The 12,649-nt window shown below is 71.5% G+C and carries 9 protein-coding genes; 5 read left to right on the forward strand and 4 right to left on the reverse strand.

Annotation, left to right across the window (positions count from 1 at the left end):
• Positions 1-297: 297 nt before the first annotated feature.
• Positions 298-2,079, reverse strand: coding sequence for an ABC transporter ATP-binding protein (locus tag CRP49_RS29635; protein ID WP_097256099.1), 1,782 nt, complete (start codon positions 2,077-2,079; stop codon positions 298-300).
• Positions 2,076-3,902, reverse strand: coding sequence for an ABC transporter ATP-binding protein (locus tag CRP49_RS29640; protein WP_097256100.1), 1,827 nt, complete (start codon positions 3,900-3,902; stop codon positions 2,076-2,078). Before CRP49_RS29640 ends, CRP49_RS29635 begins: the two co-directional genes overlap by 4 nt.
• A gap of 231 nt (positions 3,903-4,133) precedes the next feature.
• On the opposite strand from CRP49_RS29640, the gene CRP49_RS29645 reads away from it, so the two are divergent.
• The 3 genes from CRP49_RS29645 to CRP49_RS29655 all read left to right on the forward strand — a co-directional run bounded on the left by CRP49_RS29645 (position 4,134) and on the right by CRP49_RS29655 (position 8,117).
• On the forward strand, positions 4,134-4,868 hold the full coding sequence (locus tag CRP49_RS29645) for a L,D-transpeptidase family protein (RefSeq protein ID WP_179851786.1): 735 nt from the start codon (positions 4,134-4,136) through the stop codon (positions 4,866-4,868).
• A gap of 58 nt (positions 4,869-4,926) precedes the next feature.
• Positions 4,927-6,552 (forward strand): peptide-N4-asparagine amidase, encoded by a 1,626-nt coding sequence (locus CRP49_RS29650; RefSeq protein WP_257033522.1) that lies wholly within the window; start codon positions 4,927-4,929, stop codon positions 6,550-6,552.
• 170 nt (positions 6,553-6,722) lie between these two features.
• Positions 6,723-8,117, forward strand: a complete 1,395-nt coding sequence (locus CRP49_RS29655; RefSeq protein WP_097256103.1) for a cation:dicarboxylate symporter family transporter — start codon at positions 6,723-6,725, stop codon at positions 8,115-8,117.
• A 59-nt stretch (positions 8,118-8,176) separates the two neighbouring features.
• Here the strand turns inward: CRP49_RS29655 and CRP49_RS29660 are convergent, their stop codons facing one another.
• The gene (locus CRP49_RS29660; protein ID WP_097256104.1) at positions 8,177-8,626 is read right to left on the reverse strand and encodes a MarR family winged helix-turn-helix transcriptional regulator; all 450 of its coding nucleotides are present in this window, start codon (positions 8,624-8,626) and stop codon (positions 8,177-8,179) included.
• Positions 8,627-8,741: 115 nt separating this feature from the next.
• On the opposite strand from CRP49_RS29660, the gene CRP49_RS29665 reads away from it, so the two are divergent.
• Positions 8,742-10,544 carry an ABC transporter ATP-binding protein gene (locus CRP49_RS29665; RefSeq protein WP_097256105.1) on the forward strand — a complete coding sequence of 601 codons (1,803 nt, stop codon included), beginning with the start codon at positions 8,742-8,744 and terminating at the stop codon, positions 10,542-10,544.
• Between the two features lie 68 nt (positions 10,545-10,612).
• Complete coding sequence (gene mltG, locus CRP49_RS29670; RefSeq protein ID WP_097256106.1) at positions 10,613-11,506, forward strand: endolytic transglycosylase MltG; 894 nt, start codon at positions 10,613-10,615, stop codon at positions 11,504-11,506.
• Between the two features lie 12 nt (positions 11,507-11,518).
• Here the strand turns inward: mltG and CRP49_RS29675 are convergent, their stop codons facing one another.
• The gene (locus CRP49_RS29675) at positions 11,519-12,604 is read right to left on the reverse strand and encodes an NAD(P)-binding domain-containing protein (RefSeq protein WP_097256107.1); all 1,086 of its coding nucleotides are present in this window, start codon (positions 12,602-12,604) and stop codon (positions 11,519-11,521) included.
• Positions 12,605-12,649 lie beyond the last annotated feature (45 nt).

Raw genomic sequence — 12,649 nt, forward strand, 5'->3', positions numbered from 1 at the left:
GGCGCCGCCGGCACGCTCGGCACGGGTTTCACACGGCAGGAACCGAAGGGGTCCCAGCCGTTCCCCGAGCCGGTGCCGCTATCCAGCCTTCCACCCCAGTTCGGCACTGCGCAACGGCACGGGGCCTGGCCTGCGGTTGCGCACCCCGGCCAGGCCCCGCCTCGCTGCTCCTGCCCGGGGTCACCCAGCCACCCCCGACCGGCCCCTGCGATCACTGTCCGTGTCACCGCGTACGCGATCACCGACCGTGTCGGCACGTGTGCGGCGAAGCGAACCCCAGCCCCTGCCCGCGCCCACTCAGCCGTGCCACGACCGCCACAGCGCCGCGTACGCCCCGTCCGCCGCTACCAGCTCCTCGTGGCTGCCCAGCTCGCTGATACGACCGTTCTCCACGACGGCGATCACATCGGCGTCGTGGGCGGTGTGCAGGCGGTGGGCGATGGCGACCACCGTGCGGCCGTCGAGGACACGGGCCAGGGAGCGTTCGAGGTGACGGGCCGCGCGCGGGTCGAGCAGCGAGGTCGCCTCGTCCAGGACCAGCGTGTGCGGGTCGGCCAGCACCAGCCGGGCCAGCGCGATCTGCTGGGCCTGCGCCGGGGTCAGCGCCAGTCCGCCGGAGCCGACCTCGGTGTCCAGCCCGTCGTCCAGCGCCCGCGCCCAGCCGTCCGCGTCGACCGCGCCCAGTGCCGCCCACAGCTCGGCGTCGGTGGCGCCGGTGCGGGCCAGCAGGAGGTTGTCGCGCAGGGAGCCGACGAAGACGTGGTGCTCCTGGTTGACGAGAGCGACGTGCGAGCGGACGCGTTCGGCCGGCATCCGGGACAGCTCCGCACCACCGAGGGTGATGCGGCCGTCCCGGGGCGCGTAGATGCCGGCGAGCAGCCTGCCCAGAGTGGACTTGCCCGCGCCGGAGGGGCCGACCAGCGCCAGCCGGGTGCCCGGGGCGACCTGCAGGGAGACCTTGCGCAGCACGTCGACGCCCTCGCGGTAGCCGAAGTGCACCTGGTCGGCGTGCACGTCCCGTCCGCCGGGGGCCAGCGAGGCGTCCCCGGCGTCCGGCTCGATGTCCCGGACGCCGACCAGACGGGCGAGCGACACCTGGGCCACCTGCACCTCGTCGTACCAGCGCAGGATCAGGTTCACCGGGTCGACGAGCATCTGCGCGATCAGGGCGCCCGTCGTCAGCTGGCCGACCCCGATCCAGCCCCGCAGCACGAACGCGCCGCCGACCATGAGGACCGACCCGAGCACGATCACGTGGACGGCGTTGATCACCGGGAAGAGCACGGACCGCAGCCAGAGCGTGTACCGCTCCCAGGCGGTCCACTCCTTGATCCGCCGCTCCGACAGGGCGATGCGCCGGTCGCCCAGGCGGTGCGCCTCGATGGTGTGGCCCGCGTCCACGGTCTCGGCGAGCGCGGTGGCGACGGCGGCGTACCCGGCGGCCTCGGAGCGGTAGCCGGAGGGCGCCCGTTTGAAGTACCAGCGGCACCCCGCCACCAGCACCGGTGCGGCGAGCAGCACGGCGGCCGCCAGCGGCGGGGCCGTCACGACGAGCCCGCCGAGCAGCAGCAGGGCCCACACGACACCGATCGCCAGCTGAGGTACGGCCTCCCGCATGGCGTTGGCGAGGCGGTCGATGTCGGTGGTGATGCGGGAGAGCAGGTCACCCGTGCCCGCCCGCTCCAGCACACCCGGCGGCAGGCCCACCGAGCGGACGAGGAAGTCCTCGCGCAGGTCGGCCAGCATCCGCTCGCCGAGCACCGCTCCGCGCAGCCGCACCTGCCGGACGAACAGGGCCTGCACGACAAGGGCGAACACGAACAGCCCCGCGGTCAGGCCCAGATGAAGTTCCCGTGCCCGGTCCGACACGCGCTCGACGAGGCCGCCGAGCAGGTACGGGCCCACCATGGAGGCGACCACGGCCACGGTGTTGACGGCGATGAGGAGCAGGAAGGCCCGGCGGTGCCGGCGGAACAGCTCGGTCACGTAGGCGCGCACGGTCGCGGTCGCGCCGACGGGCAGGGTGGTGGCGGTCGTCGGGGCCGCCGGGTCGTACGTCGGTGGCGCAACGCCGATCATGCGCTCTCCTCGATCTCTTCCAGCTTTTCGAAGGCACCCAGGAGGGCGCCCCCCTCGGCCACGGCCGTATCCGCGTCGGCCGCGGCCAGCTCCTCGTCGGTCTCCCGCGTGACCACGGCCCGGTACCGCGGGTCGGTGTCGATCAGTTCGCGGTGCACGCCGACCGCCACCACCTCGTCCTGGTGGACGAGGGCGACCCGGTCCGCGCGGTCCAGCAGCAGCGGCGAGGAGGTGAACACCACCGTCGTCCGGCCGGAGCGCAGCCGTCGCAGCCCGTCCGCGATCCGGGCCTCGGTGTGCGAGTCGACCGCGGAGGTCGGCTCGTCCAGCACCAGCACCTCGGGGTCGGTGATCAGGGACCGGGCCAGGGCGAGCCGCTGGCGCTGGCCGCCGGACAGGGAGCGGCCGCGCTCGGTGATGCGGGCGTCCATCGGGTCGGCGGCATCCAGCGACCCCTGGACCAGCGCGTCCAGGACGTCCTCGCACTGCGCGGCCGCCAGCGCGTCCGCGGCGCGTACGGCACCGGAGGCGGGCACGTCGAGCAGTTCGCGCAGTGAACCGGACAGCAGCACCGGGTCCTTGTCCTGGACGAGGACGGCGGTGCGGGCGGTGTCGAGCGGGAGATCGTCGAGCGCCACCCCGCCGAGCAGCACCGAGGGGCCCGGCTCGGCGGGGTGGCCGCCCAGCCGCTCCGCGAGCCGGCCGGCCGCGTCCGGGTCGCCGCACACCACCGCGGTGAACCGTCCGTCGGCCGCGAGCAGACCGGTGGCCGGGTCGTACAGGTCGCCGCCCGGCACCGCGGCCGCGCGGGAGCCGTCGGCGTCCGTGGACCGCTCAAGTGACAGCACGCGCGCGGCCCGTTTGGCCGAGGGCCGCGAGAAGGAGTACGCCATGGCGATCTCCTCGAAGTGCCGCAGCGGGTAGTTGACGACCATGACCGCGCTGTAGACGGTGACGAGTTCGCCGATCGTGATCCGGCCCTGGCGGGCCAGGTGGACGCCGTGCCAGACGACCGCGATCAGCAGCAGTCCGGGGAGCAGCACCTGGATCGCGGTGATCAGCGACCACATCCGGGCGCTGCGCACGGCGGCGTGCCGTACCTCCTGCGAGGCGCGGCGGTAGCGGTCGAGGAACAGCTCCTCGCCGCCGATCCCGCGCAGGACGCGCAGCCCGGCGACCGTGTCCGAGGCCAGTTCGGTGGCCCGGCCCGCCTTCTCGCGCTGGACGTCGGCGCGACGGGTGGCCCGGGGCAGCAGCGGCAGCACGGCGAGAGCGACGACCGGCAGGCCCACGGCGACGACCACACCCAGGGCGGGCTGGTAGACGACCAGGCCCACACAGACCACGACGACCGTCAGTGCGGCGGCGGTGAAGCGGGAGACGGCCTCGACGAACCAGCCGATCTTCTCCACGTCGCCGGTGGAGACGGCCACCACCTCGCCGGCCGCGACCCGCCGGGTCAGCGCGGAACCCAGCTGGGCCGCCTTGCGGGCCAGCAACTGCTGGACCCGGGCGGCGGCGGTGATCCAGTTGGTGACGGCGGTCCGGTGCAGGAAGGTGTCGCCGACGGCGATGCCCGTACCGCAGAGCAGCATCAGACCACCCGTCAGGGCGAGCCGGGTGCCGGAGTGGTCGATGACGGCCTGGACGGCGAGACCGACGCAGAAGGGCAGGGCGGAGACGGCGACGAAGTGCAGCAGGCCCCAGGCGAGCGACTTGAGCTGGCCGCCCCTCTGGTTGCGCCAGAGCCACCACAGGAGGCGAGGACCCGAACGTGCGTCAGGTACACCCGGGTCGGAATACGGAAGGTCTTGAATCTGCATGACGTCCCAGTGGCTCGTGTCAGGGAGGGTGGGAGGGCGGCAACAAACCGTGAAAGGGTCGCGTCGCAGAGTGGTGAATTTCAACCGGTTTTCCCCGACGGCCAGCACGGTCCGCCGGGTTCCGGCCAGATGCCCGTCGCTCGGAGTGACGCTTGTCCGGGAGCCTGTGGTCCGGTTCGGTGGATTCCGAAGATCGCACAATCGGCCTGCGGGAGATGCGACCATGGTCGCGTGCGGATCGACGGTGTACGGCGTGTGGCGATAGCGGTGGCGGCTTGCGGAACCCTTCTGGCGGCTCTGTCCGGGTGTGGCGCGAAGGGACGTGCCCACAGCAACCCTGAACCCGGTGGCCAGGCAGGGAAGTCCAGCGCGGGCAGCCGTGACCCGCGCCACATCCCGGGCGTCGGTGCCCGCCTGCAGCGGCGGATTCCGGCCGACTCCGGGCAGGTGGTGGCCGTTTACGGCGACGGCAAGGACTCGGCTGACTCCACGGTCGTGCTCTACGCCAAGCAGGGCGCGGCATGGCAGCGGGTCCGCAGCTGGCCGGCGCACAATGGCAAGAAGGGCTGGACCACCGACCACCACTCCGGCGACCGGCGCAGCCCCGTCGGCGTGTTCACCCTCACCGACGCGGGCGGCGTGCTCAAGGATCCGGGCGCCGAACTGCCGTACACGCAGGATCCTGCCTTCGCCGCCCCGCGCTGGTGGGCCAAGTCGCACTGGCACGACTTCGACTACGTCATCGCCATCGACTACAACCGCGTCAAGGGCACCCCGCCGAACAACCCGACGCGCCCCGAGGGTGAGGAGAAGGGCGGGAGCATCTGGCTGCACATGGACCACGGCAGCGGTACGTCGGGCTGCGTCAGCGTGTCCAAGCCGGCCATGGCGTACCTGCTGCGCAGCCTCGACCCGGATCGGCATCCTGTGGTGGTGATGGGAGACAGGGCGGACCTGGTGAGCTAGTACGGATGACGGGACGCCTCATTGCGGGGCGGCCCCGACTCGCCGTAGAACACGGGCCATGAGAAGACGGATAGTCATGTCCATGCTCGCCGGGGCGACCCTCCTGGCGGGCACGTTCTTCGGCACCGGGGTCACGGCCGCTCAAGCCGCGCCCCGGGCCGCCACCGACGTTCCGGCCGAGTTCGGCACGGACTGGCACGACCCGGTGACCGCCGCCCCGCCCGTCGACCGTCCGCACACCACGTCCTGCCAGGTCACCCTGGCCGAGGCCCAGTTCCGTGACTTCACCCCCTACCGGGGCGCGTACACACCGCCGAAGGGCTGTGGCGACCGCTGGAGCAAGGTCGTGCTGCGCCTCGACGGCAAGGTGAAGGGACGTCAGTACGACCGCCTCGGCTATCTGCACGTCGGCGGGGTCGAGATCCTGCGCACCTCGACGCCCGAGCCGTCACCGGACGGCATCGAGTGGCACGTGGAGAAGGACGTCACCCGTTACAGCGACACCTTCCGCGGCCCGCAGGACGTCGAGATGCTCATCGGAAACGTCGTGGACGACACCTACACCGGCGTCATCGACGTCAAGGTGACGCTCACCTTCTACACGGGCCACGCCGAGACACCCGCGCCCGACCGCGTCCTCACCCTCGCCGACACGCCCGACGGCACGACCCTCACCACCCCGCGCAACAGCGAGCGCATCGTCGCCGAGGTGTACGCCACCGGATCCGGCGGCGGCTGCGAGGAGTTCTGGTACCTGACAGTGGCCGACCCGGCGTCGTACTCCTGCAAGGCCGACCACGGGCCGTACCGCGAGGTGCAGATCAAGGTCGACGGGCAACTCGCCGGAATCGCCGCGCCGTTCCCGAACGTGTGGACCGGTGGCTGGTCCAACCCCTTCCTCTGGTACGTCATCCCGGGCCCGGGCGCCTTCGACGTCAGGCCGGTCGAGTACGACCTGACGCCCTTCGCCGGACTCCTGAACGACGGCCGCCCGCACCGCGTCGAGGTCTCCGTCGTGGGCGTGCCCGCGGGGCAGTCCGGCTGGAGCGCCCCCGTGAACGTCCTGGTCTGGCAGGACGCCCATCGCGCCCACGTCACCGGCGCCCTCACCGCCGACCGGGCGAGCGACATCGCCAACTCCTCGACCTACACGCCCGGTGCGGAGAACCGCGTCGACACCGAGGCCGGGCACCGGCTCACCGTCTCCGGGTACCTGAACACCTCGCACGGCCGCGTGACCACCACCGTCACCCGCGCGCTCGCGAACACCTCCGCGCACCGCTGGACCGACGGTGAGAACACGGACGGGCTGGACGCGACCTGGACGGACGACGAGACGGTGAGCGTGCACGGGCAGGGACCCGCGCGAACGACGCACACGCGCCGGACGTACACCATGAACGGCGCCACGACCCTCGGCGCGGACGACCGGCTGCGTACCGTGCTGACCCTCGGCGACCGGGCGACGGCCGTGGAGCGGCAGGGCGGCCGGCGCGCCGCGTGGTCGCGGTTCGACGACACCTACAGCGGCGACGCGACGTACACGATCAACGTCCCACGCGACCAGCGGCATGCGGTCGGCACGTCGAGCGAGCGCTACCGCCTCTCCGGCTCGGACGGGTGCTACGACCGTTCACTGACCACGGTTCAAGGGGTGTTGACGGAGGATCGCAGCCGCTGCTGAGGCCTGCCGTGTGGAGTGCGGTACTCGCGGCGTGATTTACACGGCTGTCACACGGGTGTCTCGGGTGTGATCAACGGCCCCTCCAGAGTGATCGACACGGAAGCCGCTTTCCGTATCGCAGAAGTCCCGTTCGGGCTTCTGCGAGTCGACGTCCCCCTCTAGGAGTGCCCGTGCCGCAGTCCGTACCGTCGCTGCCGCGACGCGTCGCACGCATACTGCGAACCTCCCTCTTCGCGCAGGTCGCCTGCGCGCTCGTGCTCGGCATCGTCGTCGGAAAGCTGTGGCCGGACTCGGCCACGGCTTTCCAGCCGCTCGGCGACGGTTTCGTGCGCCTGATCAAGGCGGTGATCTCGCCGCTGGTGTTCTGCGTGGTCGTCGTCGGCATCGCCAAGGCCGGTGACCTGAAGGCGTTCGGCCGGATCGGGCTCAAGGCCCTGATCTGGTTCGAGGTCGCCTCCACGGTGGCGCTGCTGTTCGGCCTGGTCGCAGCCAACGTGGTCGGCCCCGGTTCCGGCATGCACGTCGATCCGGCGAAGCTCGACGCCTCGGCGCTCGACCAGCAGACCCAGGGCGGATCGCTGCCGTCCACCAGCGAGTTCGTGCTCAACGCGCTGCCCAACAGTTTCGTCGGCGCCTTCGCGGACAACGCGCTGCTCCAGGTCCTGGTGCTGGCCTGCCTGGTGGGTGCCGCCCTGCTCCACCTCGGCCACACCAAGGTGCCGAAGATCCTGCCCGCGATCGAGCAGGCGCAGGAGGTCGTCTTCGCGGTCGTCGGCTTCGTCATGCGGCTGGCTCCGCTGGCCGTGTTCGGCGCGATGGTCCACCTGGTGGGGCAGTACGGCCTGGGCGTCATCAAGACCTACGGCAAGCTCATCGTCCTGTGCTACGCCGTCGCGGCCCTGTTCCTCGTGCTGCTCGCCGTCGCGCTGCGGCTGGTCAGCGGGCTGAGTCTGTGGAAGTTCGTGCGCTACACCCGCGAGGAGTTGCTGCTCGCGCTCGGCACCGCCTCCAGCGAGACCGTGATGCCGCGCATGATGCAGAAGCTGCGCCAGGCGGGCTGCCGGGACGACGCCGTGGGGCTGGTGCTGCCCACGGGCTACTCCTTCAACCTCGACGGCGCCTCGATCTACCTCTCGATCGGCACCCTGTTCATCGCGCAGGCCGTGGGCGTCGACCTCAGCCTCGGCCAGCAGATCACGGTCGTCCTCGTCCTCATGCTGACCAGCAAGGGCATGGCGGGCGTGCCCGGTTCGGCCTTCCTCGCGCTGTCCGCGACCGCGAGTTCGCTCGGCGTGATCCCGGCCGGGGCGGTCGCCCTGCTGCTCGGCGTCGACCGGATCATGGACTCGATGCGGGTCACCACGAACCTGCTGGGCAACTGCGTCGCCGTATTCGCGGTGTCGCGCTGGGAGGGCGCGCTGGACACCGTACGGGCGAAGAAGGTGCTGGACGGCGAGATCGCGTTCGTACCGGAGCAGGCGCCGGAGGCCGGCGCCGCCGCGCCGGTGCAGGACGCCGCCGTGCCGGTGCCGTCCGTCAAGGAGCCTGCCCCCGAGGCCGGCTGACCCGTATCCGCAGCGCACGCGGCCCCCGCTCCGTCTCGTGGAGCGGGGGCCGCCGCCGTTCAGCAGCGCTTGGCCACCTCTCCGTCGATCAGGGTGTCCAGCAGGACGCCCAGCACCTGGCGTTCCTTCTCTGTCAGCGGCGCGAGGATCTCCTCGGCGGCCGACCGGCGGGCGCCGCGCAGCTCCCGCAGGGTCTCCCGGCCCTCGTCCGTCAGCTCGATGCGGGTCACGCGCCGGTTCGTCGGGTCCGGGACCCGTCGCACATTGCCGTTCGCCTCCAGCCCGTCGACCAGCGTCGTCACCGCCCGCGGCACCACCTCCAGGCGCTCGGCGAGGTCGGCCATGCGCGGGGGCGAGCCGTAGTGCGCGAGGGTGCGCAGCAGCCGGGACTGGGCCGGGGTGACGCCCAGGTCGCGCCGCTCCAGGTGGCGTTTCTGGATGCGGTGCACCCGGCGGGTGAGCCGCAGCAACTGCTCAGCGAGCAGGCCCTCGGGATCTGGGGTGGTCATGCGGGAACAATATCAGGATGCCGCTCATTGTGAGTATAGGTAACAATGAGCTACGATCCGTCAGCCATCGTCGCCCGCACCCTGTGCCGGCGCCCGTTCACCTCCGTAGGAGCCCATGCACCCCGACCGTGAACCGTCCTGGACCCCGCCTGCCGACGCGAAAGAACAGCCCCGGCAGGTGCGCCGCATCCTGAAACTCTTCCGCCCCTACCGCGGGCGGCTCGCGATCGTCGGCCTTCTGGTCGGCGCCTCCTCGCTGGTCTCGGTGGCCACACCGTTCCTCCTGAAGGAGACCCTCGACGTCGCGATCCCCGACGGCCGCACCGGCCTGCTGAGCCTGCTCGCGCTCGGCATGATCCTCAGCGCCGTCCTCTCCAGCGTCTTCGGCGTGCTTCAGACGCTGATCTCGACCACCGTCGGCCAGCGCGTCATGCACGACCTGCGCACCGCCGTCTACGGCCGCCTGCAGCGCATGTCGCTCGCCTTCTTCACCCGCACCCGCACCGGCGAGGTGCAGTCCCGCATCGCCAACGACATCGGTGGCATGCAGGCCACCGTCACCTCCACTGCCACCTCCCTCGTCTCCAACGCCACCAGCGTGGTCGCCACGATCGTCGCGATGATCGCCCTCGACTGGCGCCTGACAGTCGTCTCCCTCCTCCTGCTGCCGGTGTTCGTGTGGATCAGCCGCCGGGTCGGCAACGAACGCAAGAAGATCACCACCCAGCGCCAGAAGCAGATGGCCGCGATGGCCGCCACGGTCACCGAGTCGCTCTCCGTCAGCGGCATCCTGCTCGGCCGCACGATGGGCCGCTCCGACTCGCTGACCTCGTCCTTCGCCGAGGAGTCCGAGCAACTGGTCGACCTGGAGGTGAAGTCGAACATGGCCGGGCGCTGGCGCATGGCCGTGATCACCATAGTCATGGCCGCGATGCCCGCCGTCATCTACTGGACCGCGGGCCTCGCCCTCCAGCTCGGCGGCCCGCAGGTCTCGCTCGGCACCATCGTCGCCTTCGTCTCGCTCCAGCAGGGCCTGTTCCGCCCGGCCGTGAGCCTGCTGGCGACCGGCGTCCAGATCCAGACCTCCCTCGCGCTCTTCCAGCGCATCTTCGAGTACCTGGACCTGCCCATCGACATCACCGAACGCGAGCAGCCGGTCCACCTCGACACGATCAAGGGCGAGGTTCGCTTCGAGGAGGTCGAGTTCCGCTACGACGGCAAGGGCGGGCCCGTCCTCGACGGCATCGACATCACCGTCCCGGCCGGCGGCAGTCTGGCGGTGGTCGGCCCGACCGGCGCCGGCAAGTCCACCCTCGGCTACCTGGTGCCCCGGCTCTACGACGTCACCGGCGGCCGCGTCACCATCGACGGCGTCGACGTGCGCGACCTCGACTTCGACACCCTCGCCCGCGCGGTCGGCGTCGTCTCGCAGGAGACGTACCTCTTCCATGCCTCGGTCGCCGACAACCTCCGCTTCGCCAAGCCGGACGCCACCGACGAGGAGCTGCACGCGGCGGCCCGGGCCGCCCAGATCCACGACCACATAGCCGCGCTGCCCGACGGCTACGACACGGTCGTCGGCGAACGCGGACACCGCTTCTCCGGCGGCGAGAAGCAGCGCCTGGCGATAGCCCGCACCATCCTGCGCGACCCTCCGGTCCTCATCCTCGACGAGGCCACCAGCGCCCTGGACAACCGCACCGAAGCCGCGGTGCAGGACGCCATCGACGCCCTGTCGGCCGACCGGACGACCCTCACCATCGCCCACCGCCTGTCCACTGTCCGCGGTGCCGACCAGATCGTCGTCCTGGACTCCGGCCAGGTCGCCGAACGGGGCACGCACGAGGAACTGCTGGAGCTGGACGGGCGCTATGCGGCCCTGGTGCGCCGGGACGCCCAGCTGGAGCCGACGGGCTGACGCGCAACCGTAGCCGACAAGCTGACGATATGTCGGCTTTGAAGCGATATACGTATTAACGTGCCCATATGCAGATGAACACTCCGCGACGGAGCACGATGCGACTGACGCGCCGGGGCAAGCTCCTCCTCGTCGTGACCGGCGCCGCCCTGGCCGGCACCGCCGCCGTGGCGGTGCCGCTGCTGACTCGGGAGGGCGCTCACGAGGAGGCGAAGCCCCCCATGCTGGTCATCCCGGAGGGCTGGCGCGCGAACCAGATCTACGACGCCGTCGACCGCGCCCTCAAGCTGCCTCTGGGCAGCACCCGTAAGTCCCTCGGCAAGGCCGGCCTGGCGTTGCCGAGCGAGTCCCAGGGCAACCCCGAGGGCTATCTCTTCCCGGCGACCTATCCCGTCGAGAAGGGTGCCACCCCCGAGTCGCTGCTGCGGTTCATGGTCGACACCGCCAACAAGAAGTTCAACGGCGCGCCGGTCGCGGCCGGGGCGCAGCACAACGCGGTGAGGGTCTACCAGGCCGTCACCATCGCCAGCATCGTCCAGGCCGAGGCCGCCACCAAGGCCGACATGGGGCGGGTGGCCCGGGTCATCTTCAACCGGTTGCAGCGGGGCATGCCGCTGCAGATGGACTCCACCATCAACTACGCGCTGAACCGCAACACCGTGCACACCAGCATGGACGACACCCGCATGGAGAGCCCGTACAACTCCTACCAGCGCATGGGGCTGCCGCCCACGCCGATCGACAACCCCGGCGAGGACGCGATGCGTGCCGCGATCAACCCGCCGCCCGGCGACTGGCTGTACTTCGTCACGATCAGGCCGGGCGACACCCGCTTCACCGCCGACTACTCCGAGCACCTGCGCAACGTGGCCGCGTTCAACGCCGCGCACCCGGCATCGGGACAGCCCCAGCAGCCCAGCGGGAGCCCGCAGCAGCTCCCGGTCACACAGCCGCCCCGCTGAGCCGGCGGCGCGTCACGCGGCGACCGGCTCGCCCCGCTCGTCGGCCAGCAGCCGCCTGATGTCCCGTGCGGCCGCGCGTCCGGCCCGGTTGGCGCCGATGGTGCTGGCCGAGGGCCCGTAGCCGACGAGGTGGATGCGCGGATCGGTGACCGCGCGGGTCCCCTCGACCCGGATGCCGCCGCCCGGTTCGCGCAGCCGCAGCGGGGTGAGGTGATCGAGTGCGGCCCGGAAGCCGGTGGCCCAGAGGATGACGTCGGCGGACACATGCCGACCGTCGTTCCACTCCACCCCGTCGGGGGTGATCCGGTCGAACATCGGCTGCCGGTCCAGGACCCCGTCGGCCAGGCCCTGCCGGATCGTGTCGTTGAGCGGAAGCCCGGTGACGGAGACCACACTCCTCGGCGGCAGACCCTGTCGTACCCGCTCCTCCACCAGGGCCACCGCCGATCGGCCCGCCTCCTGGTCGAACGGACCCTCGCGGAAGACCGGGGGGCGCCGGGTGACCCAGGTGGTGGCGGCCGCGTACGGGGCCAGCTCCAGCAGGTGCTGGGTGCCGGACGCCCCGCCGCCGACGACCACGACCCGCTTCCCGGCGAACTCCTCGGGCCCGGCGTACTGCGCGGTGTGCAACTGCCGTCCGCGGAAGGTCTCCTGGCCGGGGTAGCGCGGCCAGAACGGCCGGTCCCAGGTGCCGGTCGCGTTGATGAGCGCCCGCGTGGACCAGTTGCCGTCCGAGGTCTCCACGAGCAGCCGCCCGCCGTCCCCCTCGCGCACGGCGCGGACGTCGACGGGGCGCCGTACCCGCAGGTCGAAGGTGCGCTCGTACCGGTCGAAGTACGCGCGGATCACCTCCGCCGAAGGCCGGGCCGGATCGGCGTCCGTCAGCTCCATGCCGGGCAGCGAGTGCATCCCGTGCACCTTGCCGTACGTCAGCGACGGCCACCGGAACTGCCAGGCGCCGCCCGGGCCGGGGGAGCGGTCCAGGACCACGAAGTCGCGGTCCGGCTCGAAGCCGGTGCGCCGCAGGTGATAGGCGCTGGACAGACCAGCCTGTCCAGCGCCTATGACGACTACCTCGACCTCGCGCATATCGTTCACGGCTCTACTAACAGCGAGGCGGTCGTGGATCTTCCCGAGTGCCGG

This window comes from Streptomyces sp. Ag109_G2-15 (assembly GCF_900215565.1).
In the GTDB taxonomy this organism is placed as follows: domain Bacteria; phylum Actinomycetota; class Actinomycetes; order Streptomycetales; family Streptomycetaceae; genus Streptomyces; species Streptomyces diastatochromogenes.